We start from the raw sequence: 23052 nt of genomic DNA on the forward strand, positions 1-23052 counted from the left end.
CTTCAAACAGGATGTTTTTAGTCTTCTATTTTAGAAAAATTGAATCGATTCATACTCAAAATGATAGATATTAATTGTCTACTTATCTATATTTATAAATGATAAATAATATGAAATCGCTTGCAGTTAAAATGCAATATAATTTAGTGCATTATCTTTAATTTTCTCACTCGAAGTTCGTATTAATTTTTCACAAGACCATTCCGTTTGTTCTAAACAACTTTTAACTAGATCGTAGCCTACACCGTAACCCAATAGTTTTGGAATTCCATTTCCACCATACAAATATTTGGAGAATTGTTCATCATGATTCGTAATCTTTAGTTTATCTTTTAAATATTTATCAAAATAAATTTCGCATTGTGAAGAAGAATACAATGTAGTCCATGGAGCCTGTACTTCTTGCCCGTATTTCTCTAAAACTGCTGTTTCAGCTAGTCCTTCTAGGATCATTGCATCCAATAGCGTGACCTTATTATTTTTATGAAGTTTTTTCAACCTGACGATATGGTGATACTCATGTAATAATACTGCTTTATGTTGCAAAATTCCTTCTAATGGAGATAAAAATAAACAAATACAATTTTTATAGGCTATTCCACCTCTATGATAACTCACCTTCTGAAAGATCCCTCGTGTAGCATGACAAGGCAAAATAATAATAGGTATATCGGGTCCATTCAATTCATTTCGTAGTACATTAAATTCGCTACTTAAACGTTTGAAGATATTTTGTTCAATGATTTGCTTCATATCTTCCTTACTATCCTTTGTCAGTTTCGCAAGCCCATGTGTTTGAAGATATTCATATAAACTCTCTTCGTCATGTCTAGGAAAATACGGCAGTAGTTTTTTCATCATGGCAATCGGATTATCAAAAATATTCATCCAGTTATATGTCGCTATTATCCCAAGTCACTCACCTCAATTTACTATAAATTATGTTGAGACCTTGGACTCCGTTACTTGTATAAATAAAAAAGCCTAGGAATCATCCTAGGCTTTCAAAAATTCTATTAAGCTTCTTTGTTATATTCTTTAAATGCTAGCGTAACATTATGTCCACCAAATCCTAGTGAATTTGAAATAGCTGCCTTAACATTAAATGGTCTAGCTACATTTGGTACATAATCTAAATCACAATCGCTATCTGTCTCTTGATGGTTAATTGTTGGAGCGATTACTTTATTGTGAATTGTTAAAGCTGTAATAATCGCTTCAATTCCCCCTGCAGCTCCTAACATATGACCTGTCATTGATTTAGTTGAACTAATTGGTACATTGTATGCATGCTCACCAAATACTTCTTTGATAGCCATTGTTTCAAATTTATCATTTAGTTCCGTACTAGTTCCGTGTGCATTGATATAGTGAATATCCTCAATTGATAAACCACCATCTTCAATTGCCATTCTCATTGCGCGTGCTCCACCTTCTCCACCTGGCGCTGGTGCTGTTATGTGATGTGCATCTCCTGTTGTTCCGTATCCAACGATTTCAGCATAAATCTTTGCACCACGTGCTAAAGCATGCTCAAGCTCTTCTAGGAATACAATACCTGCACCCTCACCGATAATAAATCCATCACGTGCATTGTCAAATGGTCTACATGCAGTCTCTGGATCAGGATTTAATGATAATGCTCTAGCAGCACAGAATCCAGCTAGACCCATATCAGTAATTGGCGCTTCTGCACCACCAGTAATCATTGCTACTGCATCACCACGTTGGATAATTTTAAAAGCATCACCAATCGAACTTGCACCAGAAGCACAAGCTGTTACTGTACAACCGTTTGGACCTTTTGCACCTGTCATAATTGAAACTTGACCCGAAGCCATATCAGGAATCAACATTGGAATAAAGAACGGACTTACTCTTCTTGCACCTTTTGATTGAAAAGTGTTAAATTGCTCTTCGTACGTTTCCATTCCACCAATACCAGAACCAATCCAAACACCTACTTTTGGTCCGTTTTCTTCATTAATCGTGAAATTTGCATCCTCTAAGGCCATCTTAGATGCTGCAATTGCATAATGAGTAAAACGATCCATACGTTTTACTTCTTTTTTATCTATATATTTTTCAGGGTCAAAATCTTTTACTTCTCCAGCAATTTTTACTGGAAAGTTCTCAGGATCTTTACGTGTTAATACACCAATCCCACTTTTCCCGTTCATCAGACTTTCCCACATTGTATTAATATCATTTCCGATAGGCGTCACTGCACCTAAACCTGTTATTACGACTCTTTTTTTCATGTGAATTTACTCCCTTCTAACATGATCTTTATTATCTTCCAAAACGAAGTGTAATCGCGCCCCAAGTTAAACCTCCACCAAAACCTACAAGTACTAGGACGTCATCTTCTTTAACATTTCCCTTTTTATATTCTTCAACTAAAGCAATCGGAATAGAAGAAGAAGATGTATTACCATGACGGTCAATGATCACACTCATTTTTTCTTTTGGAAGTTGTAATCTCTCACGTGCAGCATCCATAATTCGCGTATTCGCTTGATGTGGTATTAAGAAATCTACTTCTTCTTTTGTTAAACCAGCTAATTTTAAAACATTTTCGCATGAATCGCCCATTTGACGAACAGCAAATTTAAATACTTCACGACCATTCATAATAAGATGGTCTCCACCTTTATATAAGTGTTTTCCACCTGTACCATCTGCACCTAATTCATAAGAAAGAATACCTCTTCCTTCACTAACAGGTCCAATAATTGCAGCACCAGCTCCATCACCAAATAATACTGCAGTATTACGGTCTTCCCAATTAACAATTTTCGTTAATTTTTCTGCACCAATTACAAGTATTCTTTTATATGTCCCAGTATTCACGAATTGTGTAGCTGTAACTACGCCATAAATAAAGCCAGCACAAGCAGCACTAATATCCATCGCAGCTGCATTCTTTGCTCCAAGTCTTTCTTGAATTACACAAGCTACAGAAGGAAACGACATATCTGGTGTTACAGTAGCAACTAAAATTAAATCTAACTCCTCAGCTAAAACATCCGCATCTTTTAAAGCCTCTACTGCTGCTTCATATGCTAAATGAGAAGTATCTTGTTCATCGCTTGCAATTCTGCGTTCTTTAATTCCTGTACGACTTACAATCCATTCATCAGATGTATCCATCATTTGTTCTAAATCACTATTTGATAAGATTTTTTCGGGTACGTATGAGCCAATCCCTAAAATTCCAGCGTTCATTAATATCCCCGCCTAACTTTCATATTTTATAACTTATTATTATTATCTGGTACTAATTTTATGAAATTAAAAGCTTTTTGTCTACATTTTTATCTTTTTATATGTAAATCACTCATTAAAAATATTGGAAACAAAAGAGAAATAGCCTATACAGTCACTTCTTCTTAATAAATGAAAAACCTTAATAATACTTTCTAATTGGATCTATAAAAAAGAGTGTTATTTTCCATTCCAGGTACTTCGCTTTCCATGGGGTGAGACTTGAACCTCCTGGAAAAAAGGAAGGCAAGCTAAAACCACGAAGTCCTGTCGTAACGCATGCATGACATCCTGTGAACCTCCTGCGGGGTCTCATCTATCCCGTTACTCCCACAAGAGTCTCGCACCTGCCGCTCTAATCACTCTCTTTATCAACTGTGTGCTTTAAAATAACTTTAAGACATTGTTAATAATTATCGTACTAATATATGCATTTAAAAAGGCCACTCTTGTTAATTAGTGGCCCTTTGTACGTTATTTTATTATTTTCTCCCACAAAGTGAAAACTTCACATATATCTTAAGTTCAAGTCTATTAATATAGATGAAAATATTGTTGTATTTGTTGCTTTTGTTTTTTTACACCATTCTCAATTGACGTTGTATTAATAATGACAAATGGAGTTGAATCGATTGAACTTTTCATTCTTGAAACCTTTATTTCGTTCAACAGCTGGTTAATCCCAGTAAAATCACTTTCTTCAGGTAAATACACACTTTGTTTTGCAGTTATTGTGTATTTTTGTTCTTTTAATTCTTTTTCCGCTATTAATCTAATTGCTTTTCCGACGTCTTCAACATATAAGATTTCGTTTGGTCCATATACGTTATGAAAGGTTGTTCTCTTTTTACCCAATTCAGAAACGATTAATTCGTGAAACAATCCAGTAGGAGGTTCCCAAGGTCCATACAATGCCGGTAACTCAATAAAAGTTACTTTCGTTTTTGAATCTTTGTTTAACTCACTTACTTTTTTTTCAATTGAAGAAAGCTCTTTTGTTGTTGATGTCAGAAAAATAAGTTCCTTACTTTTTGAACTGATCATTTTAAATATTGATTCGAATTGTACCAAATCTACTGAACCTTTTAACCTTAATTCATCGAAATAATGGCAAACAAAAATATTATCGTATTTCTCTTCTTCTGTTATAAACTGTTCTTCATCCACAAAGATTACTTTTGCATTTCTTCCGATAGAAAAAATTTTTTCTTCACTAATTACATCACTTTCATTACCTTTTTCCGTAACAACAGCAGTAACATCGTTATACTCCATTAACTGACAAACTAATTCATATCCAATAAATCCACTTGAACCAATCACAGCACATTTTTTCACTCGAGCCCTCCTCCTTCAAAATGATATTTGTATCGTTTTATCTATAATTTATAAAACATTTTGATATTTTTTTAAAAATTTCACTAAGTTTTTACCACATTCATATTTCTTTTCTTCTAAGGAAATTAGAATTGAAATCGGTAAATTATTTCTATTTCTTTCTTCTTCTAAAAGGCGAATATCTCTTTTCCATTTAAAATGATTTCTTGTTGTGGAATAAATTTTAATTGGGGAAATAGTTTCATAAAAATAACAATTCCGACCGATCGCATAATAAATATCAGTCGTTTTATAAGCTTTCAATATTTCATGTACAGTTCTCTTATAAAAAAGTTTATTTTCTCTTTCTAGATCTAATTCATTTTTTAAGTTTAAAGAAGGATTTAATAAACAAATACTTCTGACCTTTTCTTTTAAATGCGCTAATAATTTACAAACAACTAATGCTCCGGTTCCTTCTCCAATAATATGAATTGATGGATTCAAAATTTCTTTTCTCATTACCGAATGATATAAAACCTCTGCTAATTCAACTGCATCATCACTGCCCCAATTTTTACCATATAAATTCGAAGTGAATACTGTATAACCCTCTTCAGTTAATGTTGAAAGAAGTTTTCTTTTATCAAAATGTTGAAGTAAACAGCTTTGTTCCTCATCTACATAATGAGTATTTCCACCAATATATAGGACTCCAAATCCATTTGGTTTAATCGGTAAGTGAATTACCGCATATTGATTTTCTTGTCTAAAATACCTTTCTGTTACTGGCATTCTTATCACCTTATTGTCAAATTTAGTATTTTGGGAATAATAAAATAGTCAAGTGACATTTCAAAGTTAAATTTTTTTAATAAAAACTTCAATTATCAAATTTCTAGGTATATAATATGATAAGAACCAACTAGATAGGAGTGATATAAGTGCGCGTAATTATGGCATTTATCTGGTGCTTTATTTTATCTCATATGGGAGCTTATGTTTTAAGTTCAATGACTGGTGGAGAATACAATTTCACTAGTGCTTCATTAATGGCGATTGCCTTTACTGTAGTTATTGCAATTTTAAGCGAAGCAGTAATTCCAAATGAACCTGTAGCAAAACACCACTAAAATCTATATTTAACATATGTAAGAGAACCCAAAAATGTTCGACAGTATACATATGAAAGAATATCGATTAAAAACGAATTTTAAAATACATCCTAAAATTGTTTGTAATTTTAATTTTTGTAAACGCATAAAAAAAGCGCCTCGAATTTATCGAATAGCGCTTTTTTTCTTTTTATATTTGATTTTCATTAAAGACATAAGTAGGTAGAGACAGTCGCCTCCACTTTTCGTTGTCTAGTTCCAGCGTCTTGCCCTCGAGTCATAAGTCAAAGCCCATTGAAAGTTAAAAAGCAACTTTCATTGTTCTTTGCCTTATGCTTGTCGGAGCTGAACAGTCGCCTCCACTTTTCTTGGTGTCTAGTTCCGGCTCCTAACTCCTCGAGGTCATAAGTCAAAGCCCATTGAAAGTTAAAAAGCAACTTTCATTGTTCTTTGCCTTATGCTTGTCGGAGCTGAACAGTCGCCTCCACTTTTCGTTAAGGCTTACGTTTGTATGTCCATTTTCGGTTGTGATTTTGAGTTTCGGGGAATACTTCTCCCGCTTCTAATCTGATTTGTTTTGGTCGAGTTACGTTGCTTCCTGTCTCGCCGATTTCAATATAAACGCCATTATTAGGGGCTTTTTCTCCCGGGCGAAATTGATGTGGTTGTCCCATTCTAATCTCCTCCTTCCATATTGATTATTATTGTCCCTCTAAAATAAAAGATTTTTCTTTTAAAAAGATGGTAGTATTAGTAATTATTGGATGTTTATCCAAATATATATTTTCATTCACATAGTCCACAATAAAAGAAAAAAGGAGATAACGATGAAATCGAAACATTTAATTGCACTAGACTTAGACGGTACATTACTTACTGATGAAAAAATCATTTCAGAAAGAACATTAAAAGCAATTGAACAATTAAAAATTGCTGGCCATGAAATTGTTATTTCCACTGGTAGACCTTATCGAGCGAGCAAAATGTATTATGATCAACTAAAACTTACTACACCTATCGTTAATTTTAATGGAGCTTATGTTCACCACCCATTAGATAACTCATGGGGAGTATATCATGAGTCATTACCACTTGGGGTTGCGAAGGAAGTAATTAGCTCATGTCGTGAATATGCATTAAAAAACCTTTATGCTGAAGTTTTAGATGATATTTATGCTGATATGCATGAGGAACACATTATGCCAATGTTTGAATATGTAAAGGATGAAATCATTCACGGTGATTTACTATCTAATCTACAACACGCACCTACTTGCTTATTAATTGATAGTGATGAAGCCCATGTTTCAAGTATTCGAGAGCATTTATCGGACGTGCATGCAGAAGTAATTGATCACAGACGATGGGCGGCACCACATCATATAATTGAAGTAGTAAAAGCTGGAATGAATAAGGCAGTTGGTTTACAAAAAGTTGCATCTTATTATGATATTCCTCGCAAAAATATTATCGCTTTCGGGGATGAGGATAATGACTTAGAAATGATCGAATACGCTGGGCATGGTGTGGCGATGAAAAATGCAATTGAACCATTAAAGCAACTTGCAAAGCATACAACTCTTTCTAATCAAGAAGACGGTATTGCTATCTTCTTGGAGGATTTCTTTCAATTAAAATGCAATTAATATCATTAATATTGAGGATAAAACTGTCATATGGAAAAAATGACAGACAAGAGAATAAGTACCAGTTATAACAACTTCAAAATTGTACAATCTATAAAGGACTTCTTCAAAAGAGTAACTTCCACTTTTTGATGTTAGATCAATTCTATTTGGATTTTACTATGAAGATTTCAACTAAGCTTTCCAATCTGGGAGGGAATTCATCATGGGCAAAAGTAATAAGTCTAAGCGCTTTATTCAACAAAGTTCTGATTCTGTTACGAAATACTCTGAAAAGTTCCCTTATCATTTTACTTTAGCTGAGGCTGAAGAGCGAAAAGCTAATAGTCAAAGCTACAACTACAATGCTTAAGCCAAATCAAGCAAAAAGAAAACAACCATAGGACCTAACCTATGGTTGTTTTTTTACATTTTATTCAAATTGTTGAAGTGCAACGTTAATTGATTTTGTTACCTGGTCATCTTGATTTTTTTCATAAATAATAAGAGTGACAACCCCATTATTCGGTAAACTTTCTTTTGGAATATCTAGGCTAAAGTCTAATAAATTAACTGATCCACTTTTTATTTTTACTGGTAGAATTGTTTCATCGATTAGATTATTATGACCATCTTCTACTGAGTAGTAGATTTCATCTTGCTCAGATAAGTAAGTTCCCTTGATTTCATAGTGACCATTTTCTCCACTAATAACTACTTTTGATCCATTTTCATTGACCGTCGTTAACTTATGATATGAAAGTGGTTGTGTCACTGAAGTGATTTCACCAAATAGCTTTTTATCATTTACAGCAGTTGCTACAAAGTTAGCTGAAACTTCATAATTCCCATAAGGAATACTGTTATCCGGGAAATTTACTTGCTCTTCCCATACTTTAGCAGTTCCATTTGGTACTTCGATATTCGTTAAGGCCTGTGCATAAGACATATCCTTTGATGATTGATAAACCACTTCGCCTTTATCGTTTTTAATTGTAAAGTCAATTATTTGAGCTGAAGGGAATGTAAAGTTTGCTGGAATATCATCTGAATTTCGCAGCGAATATTTCATCGTTACAAGTCCATTAGCTTCCGTTACTTCTAATTTAGTCGAAATTTTCTTCAAATCAATTTCAGTATTTTGTTCAATTGTTTGTTTAGTACTTGGTGTTGGCTTTATCTCTTTTTCACTATTTGCTCCACAACCTGAAAGTAGAAGTGAACAAGCAAACAAGAGAACATATCTCTTTTTCAAAATAATCTCCACCTTTTTTATATCCTTGACCTAAATTATACCAAAAAACTGAAAAATAGGTTTAAAAATAAATAAAAAGGTAGGGAAGTCCTACCTTTAGTGAGATCAAGATTAAGTTAATGATGGAAAAGCTGCACTTTGCTGACTTTGTATTTTACTCTAATGCTTGTCGGGGCAAAGCGAGCCGCTTCCACTTTTCAATTTACATTTTTCTAAATTCACCTAGTACGTCTACTGTCTGTACTACGTTTGTGAATGCTTTTGGGTCTACTTTTTTGATGATTCGTTCTAGGTCGTATAGTTCGTATCGTGATAGGACAATCATTAGAACGTCTTTGTCTTGGTTAGTGAACGCACCTCGTGCATCCATTTTTGTGATCCCGCGGATTAATTTAGAGTGAATTTGTTTGCTTAGTTCTTCACCTTTTGTTGTGATAATCATTGCAGTTAGCTTAACATGGCTAGTATGAACACTATCGATTACGCGTGTAGTTACATATAGGTTAATTAAAGTATAGAGTGCTTTCTCCATTCCATATAGTTGACCAGCTGTAATGACAATAATTGCATTAAACAGTAAGAAATAAGTACCAACTGGCTTTCCTTTTGATCTAGATAATACTAAAGCAATAATGTCTAAACCACCTGTTGAACCTCCAAATTTTAAAGTCATCCCAATACCAACTGCAGCAATAAGTCCTCCAAATACAGCATTGAGTAAAATATCATCTGAAAAAATTGGGTCAACCGGTAATACTTCTAAGAAAAATGTCATGATTCCAACGCTTAGAAAACTAAAGTACGTAAAAGAACGACCGACTTTTTTCCAAGCTAAAATAATAACTGGAATATTTAAAATCGCTAATAGAATTCCTGTTGTTGCCGTAAACGGGGTAAAGTCTGTAATAATATTTGCAAATAACTGTGCTAAACCTGCAAATCCACTTGAATAAATATTGGCTGGGATTAAAAAACAGTTCATTGCAAATGCATTTAAAAATGCCCCAATGACCACAACTACCAGCTTAATAATAAGATCTTTATTTCTTTCCAACTCTCAACAAACCTCCCCAAATTAAAAACTACATTTTTCTATATAAAGTAGTAATAAAAGAACGAATACATATTTACAAAAATAAGGGCAAAAATATAGTTATATTCAATAAAAAAGGAGCTTAACTATGCCTCATACTAGTGATAATGATAAAAAAGCTAAAGATAACAATGCAGTTCAAGCTAAAAAAAATGAACTAGAAAGAAAAAATGCAAAAGCTGGTAAAAAATCATTTTCAAAAAGCGTCGATCATCTTTAATCTACCTTAGAAATAACATGTTTTTTTATAATATTTAATAGGTTAATTTAGCAATATTGTAAGCCAATAATTTAAGTATATTTATTTCTATATGAAAGACAACAAAAAGTTTTGTTACATTAAAAAGCCTTATTATTAATAAGATTCAAAAAATGAGCTATTCATTTACTTCCATTGATTAGAAGTGTGAATAGCTCATTTCATTTTTCATTATATTTTTCTAAATTCACCAAATACATCTACTGTTTGAACGACATTTGTAAATGCTTTTTCATCTACCGATTTGATAATTCTAGATAAATCATACAACTCATATCTAGACAATACCATCATCAAAACCTGTTTATCTTGGTTCGTAAACGCTCCTTTAGCATTAATTGCTGTGATTCCACGAACTAATCTGGAATGTATTTCTTTTCTCAGCTCGTCACCTTTTGTCGTGACAATAAATGCAGTAACTTTAATATGACTCGTATGAATTGCATCAATAAATCTTGAAGTCACATATAAATTAATCAATGTATAAAGTGCTTTTTCCATTCCGTAAATATAACCTGCTGTTAAAATAATGACTGCATTGAAAAGGAAAAAATAAGTTCCTACTGGTTTCCCTTTTGACCTAGACAGTACTAAAGCAATAATATCTAAACCGCCTGTTGACGCACCATATTTTAATGTATATCCAATCCCAATTGCCACAATTAATCCACCAAATACAGAATTTAACAATATATCTTTTGAAAACAAAGGGGTTACTGGAATCAATTCTAAAAATAAAGTCGTTATTCCAACACTTAAGATTGTAAAGTAAGTAAAAGATGGACCAATTTTTTTCCATGCAAGTATAATAACAGGAATATTTAAGATTGCTAATAATACACCCGTAGACAAATGGAACGATGTATAATCTGACGTCAAATTTGAAAGTAATTGCGCAAGTCCAGAAAAACCACTTGAATATACACTGACTGGAATTAAGAAGCAATTCATCGCAAATGCATTTAACAAACCACCTATGGTTACAACAATTATCTTAATTAATAGCTCTTTCTTCTCCTCCACTTACTTGCCTCCTATACATTTATATCCTTAGTATGCCTGTAAGTTAGAAAAAAATAGCAAAAAACCACTTCAATTATGAAGTGGCTACTACTATTTATTCTTCTGATTCTTTTTTCTCAAACATTTCTTTTGCGTATGTCCATCCACCTTCTTGGTAGACTTTTCCATCTTTCATTAAGCGTCCAATTGATCGTTTAAATGATGCTTTACTAACTCCGAATCGAGTTTTTATATCTTCTGCATCACTTTTATCCCAATATGGCATCGCTCCTCCACGACTCATAATATATTCGTATATTTCTGCCGCTTCTTGATCCATTCCTTCATGTACTCTAGGTAAAAGTGATACATTTACACTTCCATCCTCTTTAATATCTATTATACGACCACTTACTCTTTGACCAATTCGTGGTTCCGTCTTTCGTTGAGATTCATGAATAAATCCAATAAAGCGTTCATCAGTTAAAATATATGAACCAACTCGTAATGTACGATAGATAATTCCTGAAACATTTTTATTTAGCATACTTTCTTCAGCTCGGACAGAATATTCTTCCATAACTGGTTCAGTTGCTAATTTAATTAACAGTCTACCTTTGTTCGTACGTTTTAATGTACAAAAAATCTCATCATCTTCTTGTGGCCATACTTCCTCAAGAGGTGGTAAGTCACCTTTTTCTAAAAGGATATCTTTTGATATTCCTATATTAACAAAAACACCAATTCCATCTAATTTATCAACTACTTTTGCAAAACCATATCCTTCAGTCGTAATATGTGGCATTGACATTGTTGCAGATAATCTACCTTTTGAGTCATGATATAAGAACACTGTTACTTCTTGATCTAATTCAATTTCTCCAGCCGTTTCATTTCTATGTAAAAATACTTCTTCTTGATCTTGGACAAGCATATACCCAATATCTGTTTCACGACTGCACACTAAAGTGACAATCTCTCCTGCTTGTAAACTCATTTTTGTTACATCCTTTCTAAACTTCTAACTAAAAATTATTATATCATGCTAATTCAAAGTTTGTTACTTCGTCTATCATACACTATAATACAAGTATTAACGATTTGGAGGGATTCTATCTATGTCAAAAGAAAGTTCATTTGATATTGTTTCTAAGGTAGACTTACCAGAAGTCTCAAATGCAATTCAACTTGCAACAAAGGAAATTGCTACTCGATATGATTTTAAAGGTAGTAAAAGCTCAATTTCATTAGAAAAAGAAGAGCTTGTTTTAGTTTCTGATGATGATTTCAAATTAGAGCAATTAAAAGATGTATTAATTAGTAAATTAGTAAAACGAAATGTACCAATTAAAAATTTAGATTACAGTAAAGTAGAAGGTGCATCTGGTGGTACTGTAAGACAAAGAGCAAAATTAGTACAAGGTATTGATAAAGATAATGCTAAAAAAATCAATACGATTATTAAAAATAGTGGACTAAAAGTTAAATCACAAATTCAAGATGATCAAATCAGAGTTACTGCTAAGAGCAGAGATGATTTACAAGCAATTATTTCAGCTGTAAGAGCTGCTGATTTACCAATTGATGTACAATTTTTAAATTATCGTTAATTGACTACATAGTAAAAAGGATGACGGATGTCATCCTTTTTATATTTTGACTATAAAACACACCCTAAATATTTTTAGGGTAATTCAATTCATCAAACTAGCTTTTCACTAATTCTAAATCTTCTTTTTTCATACAAGTGCCTCGAACAATTAATTTGTAAGGAACAAGAATACTTTTTTCTGATCCATCTGGTTCTTCAATTTTAGAGATAATATTTTTAGCAGCTTCATAACCTAGTTGGAAAATATTAATATCTACCGACGTTAATGGTGGATTTGCAAGTTCTGCAAGAATAGCATTATTAAAGCTAATAATTGAAATATCTTTTGGTACTGATATACCCTGCTCTTGAAAAACACTGATGATTCCAAGTGATAACACATCATCTGTTACGACAATTGCTGATGGCAACTCAGTTAATTCCATTAATTGAGTTACGGCTTTTCTACCACCATCTCTAGTAAACGAAGTAAATATTATTTCTTCCTCTTTAACAGATAAGCCGTTTAATTGCATCGTATCCTGGAATCCACGTAAACGATTTTTCGTTACAAGTAGACTACTTTCTCCCCCAACAAATGCAATACGTTTATGGCCCTGATCTATAAAATAATTCGTTACTTCTCTTGCCGCTGCATAGTTATCATTATCTACATACGTAATATCTTCTATATAATGGTACGGTTTTCCAACTAAAACGAACGGAAAATTATGTTCGCTTAAATAATCAATGATGTTATCATTTTCTTTCGAATAAAGTAGTATGATTCCGTCAACTCTTCTTCCTCTAACTGTCTTATTAACTGTTTGTTCAACTTCTTCTTCATTTTTACCCGTGATAAAGTACAATGAATATTCTTTTTGATTTGAATATGCAGTAACACCTCTTATTACTTCTGCAAAAAACGGATTTTGAAAAGAAGCATCTAATGCTGGAGGTAATACTAATCCAATTGACTTAGTTGAACGGTTCGCTAATGATCTTGCATTTAAATTCGGATGATAATTTAGTTCATCCATTACTTTGCGAACTTTACGCTTTGTTTTTTCACTTATTCTAGGACTATTTGAAATAACTCGTGAAACTGTTGAAGGTGCTACATTTGCAAGTTTCGCAACGTCCTTTATTGTAATAGTCATTTTTTTACCCCTTACTTCATTATGTTTGTAACCGTTCTCATTTAATGTTAAAGGTTAAGCGCTAAAGAAACTAGTCTAATGTGAACGAATGACACGAAATTCAAAAGCGCTTAATCCAAATTATTTAATTTATTTTACTTTGACGACGCTTTGCTGCCCATAAAAATATGACAAAAGCGATAAATATAGATGGAATTGAGATTATCACACCTAAATTGATATGTGTTTTTGGCGCAACTGCATATATATTTGATGATTCACGCTTTAATACAATATCGAAACCTTTTTTACTTGGTCTCACTAAATCATCATTTTGAAGTCCTCTTAACTCATTTGTATTTTTAACAACATCAAAATCTAAGTGAATCTTTTGATCGTATGATGTATTGTTAATTGCGATAAATGTTGTTTCTTTTTTATAGGTTCTCTTAAATAAAGTCATACCTTTTTTATCATATATTACTTTAAAGTCACCTTTTGTTAAAGATGGTAAGGTACTTCTTAATTCAGTTAATTTTATAATATAGTTTGAGAAATCTTTATCTGTTCTAAAATCCATGTTTTTTCGATTCTCAGGGATTTTCGAACCATTTACTGCAATTTCTGTCCCATAATAGTTCAGTGGTAATCCAGGTGTTGAAAATAAGTAAACAAGAGCTAATTTTAATCTAGAAGGCGGGTATTCTCCTTTGCTTTGTGCAATTGAAACAAATCTCTCTGTCATTTCATTATCTAAATAATTAACGATTTGTGTTGAACCTAATTGTTTTGATAATTCTTTGTGTGCATTGTATAAATCAGTAATAGGTTTGTTTTGAGATGCAAAGGAATTACTCAATTTGCTTAATAAAGGTGCATTATTAATTGCATCGAAACCTACATTACGATACTTCTCCATTTGGACGTCACTTGTTTCATTTACATCTGCTAATACGATAAAATTCGAATCTACATTTTTCATACCTATTGTAAAAGATTCTAAAAATGAAACTGGAACAAAATTAACATCCTGTAAATAGTAACCATCAAAATCAGCTTCATTAATCCACCATTTACCTAAATCAAGAAAGTATTTTTCCACATCTTGATTATTTTGATTTAAATCTGGTAATCCATTAACCCACTTTTCTTCATCGCTTTTACTACTCATAGGATTAAACCAGTCCGCATGCTGATCACTTTTTGCTAGATCACTATTCGGTGAAACATTATTTATGACGAAATCAATGATAACCTTCAGATCACGTTTATGTGCTTCTTTAATTAGTTTTTTTAAATCCTTCATCGTACCAAATCTCGGATCTATTTGTTTAAAATTAATGACTGAAAATCCATCATATGAATCTGCATCATTTTCAAATATAGGTGATAATGATATTGTCGTATAACCAAAATCTTTAATATAATCAAGCTTCTGGGTTATCCCTTCAAGATCTCCACCTTGGGATTTGTTTAAGTCATTTGGATTTGTGTCTTTATCATTCCTAGGGTTACCATCATTAAATCGGTCAACTAGAACCCTATAAACCATATCGTTTTTTAAATCCGTATTTTTTTCTGCAAAAATTTTATTCGGAATCATATTCAAGATGAATACAATCGCAATTAATAAATAACTAAACCGCTTCATTCATTTCTCCCCCTGCAACGTCTTGTGCATGTACATTTTTCAATCTCTATCATTATTTTGCAAAATATTACAGTGAAATACAAATACTTTATTAAATTAATAGAAATGGAAGCGATTGCACAAGCTATTTTTATTATACTGCTTATAGTTTAGATAGCAAGGTAATTTCTTATAGTAAGATTTTTTATCATTTTTAACGTAAGGATGATTGTATGCAAAAAGAAACCATCTTCCATCAACCTTATGATCAATATGCTTTTGCAATTAATGATCAGACATATTGCCTAAGATTACGTACAAAAAAGGGAGATTGTACTGAGGCTATTTTATATTATGGCGACCCTTTTCATTTCAAAGAATCAAGATGGAATATTGAAGAACCACTTCCTATGTATAAGGCATTTTCTACGGAAATGTACGATTTTTGGGAAGTAAGTGTTACTCCCCTAAACAAGCGTATGAAATATCAATTTTTTATTAAAAATGATCATTTTTCACTCTTTTACGGAGAAGCTGGTTTTTCTGATCAGTTTAATGATCATGATCTTTCAAATAGTTTTACACTACCTTATTTACATAAAAATGAACTGATTTCTCCTCCTAATTGGGTAAAGAAAACTGTTTGGTATCAAATTTTCCCGGACCGCTTTGCAAGTGGTAATCAATTAAATAATCCAACAAACACATTAGCCTGGGGTAAAAGCCAACCTACTAACACAAGCTTTTACGGCGGGGACATTGAAGGGATTATCCAAAAAATCGATTATTTGAAGGATATAGGTATTTCAGGTATTTATCTAACTCCAATTTTCGAGGCAAACTCAAATCATAAGTATGATACGATTGATTATTTTAAGATTGATCCTTCATTTGGTGACGAAACTACCTTAAAAAGACTAATTCAAAAATGTCATGATTATAATATTCGAGTAATGTTAGATGCTGTTTTTAATCACACGAGCTATTCTTTTCCTCCGTTTCAAGATGTTTTAGTAAATGGTAAGCACTCTAAATATTATGATTGGTTTCATTTTCATCCAAATGAATTAAACAATGGGGATTTTTCATATGAAACTTTTTCATTTGTTAAAGAAATGCCTAAATTGAACACAGAAAATAAAGATGTCCAAAACTTCTTATTAGAAATTGGTTCATATTGGATTAAAGAATTTAACATTGATGGTTGGAGGCTTGATGTCGCAAATGAAATAGACCATTATTTTTGGAAACTGTTTCATCGAAAAATGAAAGAAATAAAACCAGATATATTTATAGTCGGTGAAATTTGGCATCATGCAATGCCTTGGTTACGTGGTGATGAGTTCGATTCTGTAATGAATTACCCGTTATTAAAGTCGTTACTTTCTTATTTTTCCTACGAAACTATTTCCACAGTTCAGTTCAAACATTCAATCAATGAAATGATTTCGCTATATCCAATACAAGTAATCAAAGTTTTATTTAATATTATAGGTACCCATGATACACCGAGAGTCCTAACTCAATCACATCACCAGGATAAAAAAGTTATTTTATTATATGTTTTTCTTTTAACGTTTTTTGGGACTCCTTGTATATATTACGGAGATGAAATTGGTCTTACTGGTGGTAATGACCCCGAATGCAGAAGTTGTATGGTTTGGGACTCTTCCGAACATAATGAACTTATTTACAATTCCTTAAAAAAGTTAATTTCACTAAGAGGCTTGTATCCAGTTTTGGAAAACGAAGGTGAGTTCAAATGGATTGATCAAATTGACGAACAGAGCCAAACACTGATTTATGAAAGAAGTAGTGATAAAATATCTATTTTCGTTTTCATTAATCCTTCTCATGAAATAGCTTCTGTTACATTACCGATAAAAATGAGAAATAAGAGAATCACAAATTTATGGAATCATTCACAATTTGCTGCAGAATCTGATTCTATATTAATTGATATACCGCCAGTTGATTTTTTCATCTTAAAAATTGAATCCACAGACTCAATCATTTGAGTCTGTATTTTTATGCATCTTCATAATCCACGTTACATTTTCTTACATCTTTTTATTTTGTTAGCGTTTTCATTCAATTCAACGAAAAAAAATTTACTTTTTCGTGAAATAATCATTGAATTTTGCATATATTCTGAATATGATAACTTATATAACATTTGATGTTATAAAATATAACATAACAGAAATGGGGAATGAAAATGAACGGTATTCAAGCAGCTGATAGTGTGTTTCTCTTTATTTCAACAGTACTTGTTATGATTATGACACCTGGTTTAGCCCTTTTTTATGGTGGCATGGTTAAAAGTAAAAACGTTTTAAGTACAACAATGCACAGCTATGCAGCAATGGCCATTGTTTCAATACAATGGGTTTTAATTGGTTATTCACTAGCATTTGGTCCAGATGTAAAACATTTAATCGGTGATTTTTCCTGGGCAGCATTAAAGGATGTCAGTTTTACTCCTAATGAAAATTACAGCGCAACAGTCCCTCATAATCTTTTCATGATGTTTCAACTAATGTTTGCCATTCTTACTCCAGCTCTTATTTCAGGCGCATTTGCTGAACGAATGAAATTTTCTGCATTTCTATTATTCACTTTACTTTGGACAACATTTGTATATGATCCGTTAGCACACTGGGTGTGGGGCGTAGACGGATGGCTTCGAAACTTAGGAGCACTTGATTTCGCTGGGGGAACAGTTGTTCATATTTCTTCAGGGGTTTCAGGTTTAGTATTAGCCCTTCTTTTAGGTAAACGGAAAGATTTTGGAACTACCTCTCCTCACCATTTACCTTTAACAGTATTAGGCGCAGGTTTACTATGGTTTGGATGGTTCGGATTTAACGTAGGAAGCGCACTTACATTAAATGATGTAGCACTAACAGCATTTATTAATACAAATACAGCCGCAGCCGCTGCCTCAGTTGGCTGGGTATTAGTAGAATGGTACGTAAATAAAAAACCAACCATTCTTGGTGGTGTAAGTGGAGCAGTTGCTGGGTTAGTAGCCATAACGCCTGCCTGTGGTTTTGTAACACCTTTATCCTCTATCTTAATTGGTTTCTTAGGTGGAATTATTTGTTTCTTAGCTGTCACATACTTAAAATATAAATTCGGATATGATGATGCTTTAGATGCATTCGGATGTCATGGTATTGGTGGTACATGGGGCGCGATTGCAACAGGTTTATTTGCAACAAAATCTGTTAATAGTGCAGGAGCAGACGGGTTATTCTATGGAGATGCTTCATTAATAGTTAAACAGTTGATCGCTATTGGATCAACTTATGTATTCGCAGGAGTTGTTACATTCCTCATCATTAAAGTAATTGGCTTCTTTGTTAACGTTCGAGTTGATCAAGAAGAAGAGAACTTAGGACTCGATTTAGCGATTCACGGCGAAAAAGCTTATCACGATGCAAGTATATAAGGAGGCATTAACATGACTGCGAAATTAACGAAAATTGAAATCATTACTAGACCTGATAAATTCGATGTACTAAAGGATGCCCTTGCAAAAGTAGGGATTACTGGTATGACTGTCACTAATGTATTGGGTTGCGGAATGCAATCAGGCTATACTGAAGTTTATCGAGGCACGAAACGAACAATTAACTTACACGAAAAAATCAAAGTCGAAATCGTTGTATGTGACGTCCCCGTACAGTCAGTAATTGACGAAGCTAAAAAAGTTTTAAAAACAGGTAAGCCTGGTGATGGGAAAATTTTCATTTACCCTATCGAAAATGCAATTAAAATCCGTACTGGCGAAGAAGGTCGCGATGCCCTTCAAAACGATTATTAATTGAGAAAAACCTAGTCATTTTCTTATGACTAGGTTTTTTCATGTAATTATTTTACTTTCTAATCATGATTTTTCTATACAAGCCATTTAACATAAATATGAACAAAAAAAGAGGTGAAAATTCACCTCTTACTTTTATGCTTTAATATTAATATTATACTTTTTAAACCAAACATGGATTTGATATAAATGCGCTAATAATTGCGGTCCAGACATTAATTGACCGTACCAAGGTACTTTAAATGCTGTACCTTCACTCTCAACTAAACTGTTTAATTGTTCCTTATCAAAAAACTCATAGAGTGCTGAACCTTTATCATTCAGACTCTCTTTAAGCTTTTGTACTACTAAATTAGTATAAACTGGATTATGCGTTTTAGGGTAAGGACTTTTTTTACGGTATAAAATATCATCTGGTAATAACCCTTCTAGTGATTTCCTTAAAATTCCCTTTTCACGATTACCATACATTTTAATTTCCCACGGGATATTCCAAACATACTCCACCAATCGATGATCAGCAAAAGGAACACGAACTTCCAGACTTGCTCCCATGCTCATTCTGTCTTTACGATCTAATAATTGCGCCATAAACCATTGTCTGTTTAAGTAAAACAATTGTCTTCTTTTTGCTTCTAACGGGCTTTCTCCTTCAAGAATCGGCGTCTCTCTTACTGTTTCATCGTATCGATCTTGAACATACGCTGTTAAGTTTAACTTCTTACTCCATTCATCTTTTAGAAGATTCTGACGTAACTCAGTTGACCTCATCCAAGGAAATGCCGGTCTATTCAAGTCATCTTCACGATGAAACCACGGGTAGCCTCCAAAGATTTCATCGGCACATTCCCCTGAAAGTCCTACAACAAAGTTTTGTTTGATTTTTTGGCAAAACCATAATAAAGAAGAATCCACATCCGCCATTCCCGGTAAATCCCTACACTCAGTTGCTTCTTCTAAATAGTGCACTAACTCTTCATTTGAAATCACACATCTTTGATGATTCGTATTAAATGTTTTTGACATTAATTCAATCCATGGTGCATCTGAATTTGGTTGAAAAACGCTTGAAGTAAAATATTTATCATTTTCTTCATAGTCAATTGAGTATGTTGTTAACTGACCTTTACCTTCTTTTTTATAATGATTTGCTGCAATCGCAGTGATCGTACTAGAATCTACCCCACCAGATAAAAACGTACAAAGTGGTACATCAGAAACTAATTGTCTTACAATCGCATCTTTCACAAGAAATTGAACCTTTTCAGCTGTTTCCTCTATTGAATCTGTATGGATTTTACTTTCAACTTCCCAATATTTCCATATTTTTAATCCATTGCGTGAGAATGTCATTGCGTGCCCACCACGAAGTTCTTTGATTCCATCAAATACTCCATTTCCAGGCGTCCTAGATGGTCCTAAACCAAATACTTCTGACAATCCTTCTTCTGTCAATTCTGCCTTTACATCTTTATGCGCCAATATTGCTTTTACTTCTGATGCAAATATTAATCGTTTATAATCTTCTTTAAAAAATAAAGGTTTTACACCTAATCGGTCTCTAGCAACAAATAAGCTTTCTTTCTCTTCATCCCATATAGCAAATGCAAAAATGCCATTAAATCGATCTACACAGCCTTCTTTCCATTCAATATAACTAGTCAATAAAACCTCAGTATCTGAATGTCCTTGAAATGTGTATCCACGTTTTAATAGTTCTTTTCGAATATCCTCAGTATTGTATAGTTCACCGTTATAACAAAGAGTATAATTGGATTTTTCCTTTGATTTATTCATCGGCTGCTTTCCACCCTCTGGATCAACAACAACCAATCTTTTATGCCCAAAGCTACAATGATTCGAAGTCCACACATTCGTATCATCGGGACCTCTTTTAGATAATGTTTCAGCCATTTTCTTAACTGTAGCACTTACATTTAATAAATTTTGATCAAAATCTGCCCACCCAGTTATACCGCACATAATTTATTTTCTCCCTTCTGGGCTATTTCCCTAGAAAAATAAAGTTAATTCTATATCTTATTGCCACCAATATTAAAGAGTGCAATTTTTAATAAAAAAATTGCAAAGCTATCCTTATTTGTCCATACGCATTTTGAATTTTTGCATAGTTATAAAATAGTTAAGTTATGTCAATAAATGAAAAAAGTAGCAGCTATATTTTATCAGGTACATTAAACATAAAATCAGCTGAAAACTTATGAAGTATATTACGCCTACTTCAGGCAATTTCTGATTGAAAATTAATCCATAAAAAAACAATATTCGAAAGTTAATAAATGGTTCGAAGGAAATTATTTTATTTATATACTCCTTCTATATTTATGTTAATTCCAAATGTCCAAATCACTAATTTTCCATTAAATCAATATTTGTTAAATTTACGTAATGATATAGAACGTTCGTAACTGGAGGTTACTTAATGCATTATAAGCACCGATCACAACTATTTAAAGAGCAACCTCGTGCTTTTACAATTGGATCAATAGAAGAAATTAATGATGAGTGGGTCTTCTTTGATGATGAAACAGATGAAGCATTTATTCTTGATGAACTAATCGAAAAGGATTTTGAAGTTTCTATTAATGAAGAATGGATACCAGCTTCATTTCAAGATGGAACATATCTTATCTTCCATTCTAAAAAGAAAAAATTACAAAACGGGGATGTATTACGAATTCAAAGGAAACTTTTATATAGCTTTGATTCACTATTAAAAAATTTAAGTGATGAATCATTTTTCTCTTTAGCATACTTACTGAATACCCACGGTTTTTCATTATACGATTGTCTTTACTGTCATAATTTCCTTTCATTCCAACCAGAAAACACACCAACTGAAGGTGTAAATTTTATCGTTTTTGACAATGAAGAACTAGTTTGTTCAGTCTACCATCAATTTAAAATTTCACCTGAGGAACAAAATCACCGATTTGAATTAACAAAAGCAACTGGAAACCGTTATTTATTAACACAATTATCTTAAGCATAAAAAAACTGTCACAAATTAATGTGACAGTTTTTTGTTTAGATTTAAGCAAAGAAATTAAAACCAAGTGGTAATCTAAAGCCTAAATATAATAAAGCTAAAATAAGAATTGTAAAAATTGTAACCGGAACAAGCATTTTACGTTTTTTCTTTGAAGAAACCGTGAAATACTCAAATACTCCAAGCATAATAATCCCAAGTCCCATTTTAATGTTGTAAAGCATTTTTAAATCTGATGGCATATTGTCTTTAGGTAGATCGATAAAGATATACAATCCTGTACCTAAAATAACAAAGTATAATAATCGTAAAATCATGTGTGCAACTTTTACATTTTGACCATTTTTATAGCCATGTCCTACATAAAGGGCTAAAATAATCGCCAATACCCACGAAGTAATATGTAAGTGAACCATTTTGTTTCCTCCCAAAAATCAGTTTCTAAAATATCATATCACACTCTATAAGAAATTGATAAATTTACTATGATTACTTTTTGAACGATTTATGAACCTGAGCTGTAATGAGTTGTAAATTGATTCAAAAAAATATTTATACTTATTCAATTTCTTTATCGTATTGACAACTAAAAGAGCATTTTCACACTTAATTTAACAAACTCTTTTTTGATTCACTTAAGATACTTTTTACAATAAATAAACTAGAAGCTACTAAAAATTTATTACTTGATTATCCATTTAAAAATGTGCTTTTTTTAAGGATGTCCTATTTTTCTAGGTCTAAATTAAAGGAGATCCTCTACCAATATAACTAGATAAATATATTCTCTTCTAGGTTAAATAGCATTTTGTCAGAATTCAATGAGAGTAAATCGCTAAAACACTAAATTAATATGAGAATATACCCATAATACCAAGTACTAAAAATAAGACTTATGATGCATTTATATTATTTTTAAA

Annotated in this window: 23 protein-coding genes; 9 read left to right on the forward strand and 14 right to left on the reverse strand. The window is 32.4% G+C overall.

Annotation, left to right across the window (positions count from 1 at the left end; genetic code table 11):
• Positions 1–126: 126 nt before the first annotated feature.
• The 5 genes from V7056_RS01545 to V7056_RS01565 form a co-directional block, all read right to left on the reverse strand.
• Entirely contained in the window at positions 127–858 is a 732-nt protein-coding gene (locus V7056_RS01545; RefSeq protein ID WP_499698657.1) for a DUF2268 domain-containing putative Zn-dependent protease, read from the reverse strand.
• Between the two features lie 158 nt (positions 859–1016).
• Positions 1017–2261, reverse strand: a complete 1245-nt coding sequence (gene fabF / locus V7056_RS01550) for a beta-ketoacyl-ACP synthase II (protein WP_499698659.1) — start codon at positions 2259–2261, stop codon at positions 1017–1019.
• 31 nt (positions 2262–2292) lie between these two features.
• Positions 2293–3228 carry a beta-ketoacyl-ACP synthase III gene (locus V7056_RS01555; RefSeq protein ID WP_499698661.1) on the reverse strand — a complete coding sequence of 312 codons (936 nt, stop codon included), beginning with the start codon at positions 3226–3228 and terminating at the stop codon, positions 2293–2295.
• 573 nt (positions 3229–3801) lie between these two features.
• A complete protein-coding gene (locus tag V7056_RS01560) occupies positions 3802–4605 on the reverse strand; it encodes a hypothetical protein (RefSeq protein WP_499698663.1) in 804 nt (267 codons plus the stop codon).
• A 48-nt stretch (positions 4606–4653) separates the two neighbouring features.
• Entirely contained in the window at positions 4654–5379 is a 726-nt protein-coding gene (locus tag V7056_RS01565) for an alpha/beta hydrolase (protein ID WP_499698665.1), read from the reverse strand.
• Between the two features lie 149 nt (positions 5380–5528).
• Here V7056_RS01565 and V7056_RS01570 point away from each other — a divergent pair, with 149 nt between their 5' ends.
• Positions 5529–5717, forward strand: coding sequence for a YjzD family protein (locus V7056_RS01570; RefSeq protein ID WP_087999965.1), 189 nt, complete (start codon positions 5529–5531; stop codon positions 5715–5717).
• A gap of 476 nt (positions 5718–6193) precedes the next feature.
• Here V7056_RS01570 and V7056_RS01575 read toward each other — a convergent pair whose 3' ends face one another.
• Complete coding sequence (locus V7056_RS01575) at positions 6194–6373, reverse strand: YjzC family protein (RefSeq protein WP_499698667.1); 180 nt, start codon at positions 6371–6373, stop codon at positions 6194–6196.
• A 153-nt stretch (positions 6374–6526) separates the two neighbouring features.
• Here V7056_RS01575 and V7056_RS01580 point away from each other — a divergent pair, with 153 nt between their 5' ends.
• Both V7056_RS01580 and V7056_RS01585 read left to right on the forward strand, forming a co-directional pair.
• On the forward strand, positions 6527–7345 hold the full coding sequence (locus V7056_RS01580; protein ID WP_499698669.1) for a Cof-type HAD-IIB family hydrolase: 819 nt from the start codon (positions 6527–6529) through the stop codon (positions 7343–7345).
• Positions 7346–7550: 205 nt separating this feature from the next.
• Positions 7551–7697, forward strand: coding sequence for a hypothetical protein (locus tag V7056_RS01585; RefSeq protein ID WP_167374466.1), 147 nt, complete (start codon positions 7551–7553; stop codon positions 7695–7697).
• Positions 7698–7757: 60 nt separating this feature from the next.
• Here the strand turns inward: V7056_RS01585 and V7056_RS01590 are convergent, their stop codons facing one another.
• Both V7056_RS01590 and V7056_RS01595 read right to left on the reverse strand, forming a co-directional pair.
• On the reverse strand, positions 7758–8579 hold the full coding sequence (locus V7056_RS01590; RefSeq protein WP_499698671.1) for a BsuPI-related putative proteinase inhibitor: 822 nt from the start codon (positions 8577–8579) through the stop codon (positions 7758–7760).
• Between the two features lie 202 nt (positions 8580–8781).
• Positions 8782–9633, reverse strand: coding sequence for a YitT family protein (locus tag V7056_RS01595; RefSeq protein WP_499698673.1), 852 nt, complete (start codon positions 9631–9633; stop codon positions 8782–8784).
• A gap of 127 nt (positions 9634–9760) precedes the next feature.
• Here V7056_RS01595 and V7056_RS01600 point away from each other — a divergent pair, with 127 nt between their 5' ends.
• A complete protein-coding gene (locus tag V7056_RS01600) occupies positions 9761–9892 on the forward strand; it encodes a DUF3941 domain-containing protein (protein ID WP_087999961.1) in 132 nt (43 codons plus the stop codon).
• A gap of 210 nt (positions 9893–10102) precedes the next feature.
• Here V7056_RS01600 and V7056_RS01605 read toward each other — a convergent pair whose 3' ends face one another.
• A complete protein-coding gene (locus tag V7056_RS01605) occupies positions 10103–10954 on the reverse strand; it encodes a YitT family protein (protein ID WP_499698675.1) in 852 nt (283 codons plus the stop codon).
• A gap of 94 nt (positions 10955–11048) precedes the next feature.
• The gene (locus V7056_RS01610; RefSeq protein WP_499698678.1) at positions 11049–11930 is read right to left on the reverse strand and encodes a CvfB family protein; all 882 of its coding nucleotides are present in this window, start codon (positions 11928–11930) and stop codon (positions 11049–11051) included.
• A gap of 121 nt (positions 11931–12051) precedes the next feature.
• On the opposite strand from V7056_RS01610, the gene V7056_RS01615 reads away from it, so the two are divergent.
• A complete protein-coding gene (locus tag V7056_RS01615) occupies positions 12052–12543 on the forward strand; it encodes a YajQ family cyclic di-GMP-binding protein (protein ID WP_087999959.1) in 492 nt (163 codons plus the stop codon).
• 97 nt (positions 12544–12640) lie between these two features.
• On the opposite strand, the gene V7056_RS01620 is transcribed toward V7056_RS01615, so the two are convergent.
• On the reverse strand, positions 12641–13684 hold the full coding sequence (locus V7056_RS01620; RefSeq protein WP_499698680.1) for a LacI family DNA-binding transcriptional regulator: 1044 nt from the start codon (positions 13682–13684) through the stop codon (positions 12641–12643).
• 124 nt (positions 13685–13808) lie between these two features.
• The gene (locus tag V7056_RS01625; RefSeq protein WP_499698682.1) at positions 13809–15314 is read right to left on the reverse strand and encodes an alpha-amylase family glycosyl hydrolase; all 1506 of its coding nucleotides are present in this window, start codon (positions 15312–15314) and stop codon (positions 13809–13811) included.
• Between the two features lie 212 nt (positions 15315–15526).
• Between V7056_RS01625 and V7056_RS01630 the strand changes: the two genes are divergently transcribed.
• From V7056_RS01630 to V7056_RS01640, 3 genes are all read left to right on the forward strand, one after another.
• The gene (locus V7056_RS01630) at positions 15527–17311 is read left to right on the forward strand and encodes an alpha-glycosidase (RefSeq protein WP_499698684.1); all 1785 of its coding nucleotides are present in this window, start codon (positions 15527–15529) and stop codon (positions 17309–17311) included.
• 209 nt (positions 17312–17520) lie between these two features.
• A complete protein-coding gene (locus V7056_RS01635; RefSeq protein WP_499698692.1) occupies positions 17521–18747 on the forward strand; it encodes an ammonium transporter in 1227 nt (408 codons plus the stop codon).
• A 12-nt stretch (positions 18748–18759) separates the two neighbouring features.
• Positions 18760–19122: a P-II family nitrogen regulator gene (locus V7056_RS01640; RefSeq protein ID WP_192601113.1), complete on the forward strand. Its 363-nt coding sequence runs from the start codon at positions 18760–18762 to the stop codon at positions 19120–19122.
• A gap of 135 nt (positions 19123–19257) precedes the next feature.
• Here V7056_RS01640 and asnB read toward each other — a convergent pair whose 3' ends face one another.
• Positions 19258–21105, reverse strand: coding sequence for an asparagine synthase (glutamine-hydrolyzing) (gene asnB / locus V7056_RS01645; protein WP_499698686.1), 1848 nt, complete (start codon positions 21103–21105; stop codon positions 19258–19260).
• Positions 21106–21565: 460 nt separating this feature from the next.
• Between asnB and V7056_RS01650 the strand changes: the two genes are divergently transcribed.
• A complete protein-coding gene (locus V7056_RS01650; RefSeq protein WP_499698688.1) occupies positions 21566–22129 on the forward strand; it encodes a DUF2777 family protein in 564 nt (187 codons plus the stop codon).
• A gap of 47 nt (positions 22130–22176) precedes the next feature.
• Here V7056_RS01650 and V7056_RS01655 read toward each other — a convergent pair whose 3' ends face one another.
• Positions 22177–22548, reverse strand: a complete 372-nt coding sequence (locus tag V7056_RS01655) for a DUF1516 family protein (RefSeq protein ID WP_499698690.1) — start codon at positions 22546–22548, stop codon at positions 22177–22179.
• Positions 22549–23052 lie beyond the last annotated feature (504 nt).

This window comes from Bacillus sp. JJ664, assembly GCF_036962205.1.
Lineage (GTDB): Bacteria > Bacillota > Bacilli > Bacillales > Bacillaceae_G > Gottfriedia.

Bases quoted from the DNA above. Each gene is read 5' to 3' on its own strand.
- V7056_RS01555 (WP_499698661.1), bottom strand. From the start codon at position 3,228: ATGAACGCTGGAATTTTAGGGATTGGCTCATACGTACCCGAAAAAATC.
- fabF (WP_499698659.1), bottom strand. From the start codon at position 2,261: ATGAAAAAAAGAGTCGTAATAACAGGTTTAGGTGCAGTGACGCCTATC.
- V7056_RS01630 (WP_499698684.1), top strand. From the start codon at position 15,527: ATGCAAAAAGAAACCATCTTCCATCAACCTTATGATCAATATGCTTTT.
- V7056_RS01650 (WP_499698688.1), top strand. From the start codon at position 21,566: ATGCATTATAAGCACCGATCACAACTATTTAAAGAGCAACCTCGTGCT.
- V7056_RS01545 (WP_499698657.1), bottom strand. From the start codon at position 858: ATGAAAAAACTACTGCCGTATTTTCCTAGACATGACGAAGAGAGTTTA.
- V7056_RS01580 (WP_499698669.1), top strand. From the start codon at position 6,527: ATGAAATCGAAACATTTAATTGCACTAGACTTAGACGGTACATTACTT.
- V7056_RS01640 (WP_192601113.1), top strand. From the start codon at position 18,760: ATGACTGCGAAATTAACGAAAATTGAAATCATTACTAGACCTGATAAA.
- V7056_RS01585 (WP_167374466.1), top strand. From the start codon at position 7,551: ATGGGCAAAAGTAATAAGTCTAAGCGCTTTATTCAACAAAGTTCTGAT.
- V7056_RS01600 (WP_087999961.1), top strand. From the start codon at position 9,761: ATGCCTCATACTAGTGATAATGATAAAAAAGCTAAAGATAACAATGCA.
- V7056_RS01620 (WP_499698680.1), bottom strand. From the start codon at position 13,684: ATGACTATTACAATAAAGGACGTTGCGAAACTTGCAAATGTAGCACCT.
- V7056_RS01565 (WP_499698665.1), bottom strand. From the start codon at position 5,379: ATGCCAGTAACAGAAAGGTATTTTAGACAAGAAAATCAATATGCGGTA.
- asnB (WP_499698686.1), bottom strand. From the start codon at position 21,105: ATGTGCGGTATAACTGGGTGGGCAGATTTTGATCAAAATTTATTAAAT.
- V7056_RS01615 (WP_087999959.1), top strand. From the start codon at position 12,052: ATGTCAAAAGAAAGTTCATTTGATATTGTTTCTAAGGTAGACTTACCA.
- V7056_RS01625 (WP_499698682.1), bottom strand. From the start codon at position 15,314: ATGAAGCGGTTTAGTTATTTATTAATTGCGATTGTATTCATCTTGAAT.
- V7056_RS01610 (WP_499698678.1), bottom strand. From the start codon at position 11,930: ATGAGTTTACAAGCAGGAGAGATTGTCACTTTAGTGTGCAGTCGTGAA.
- V7056_RS01575 (WP_499698667.1), bottom strand. From the start codon at position 6,373: ATGGGACAACCACATCAATTTCGCCCGGGAGAAAAAGCCCCTAATAAT.
- V7056_RS01655 (WP_499698690.1), bottom strand. From the start codon at position 22,548: ATGGTTCACTTACATATTACTTCGTGGGTATTGGCGATTATTTTAGCC.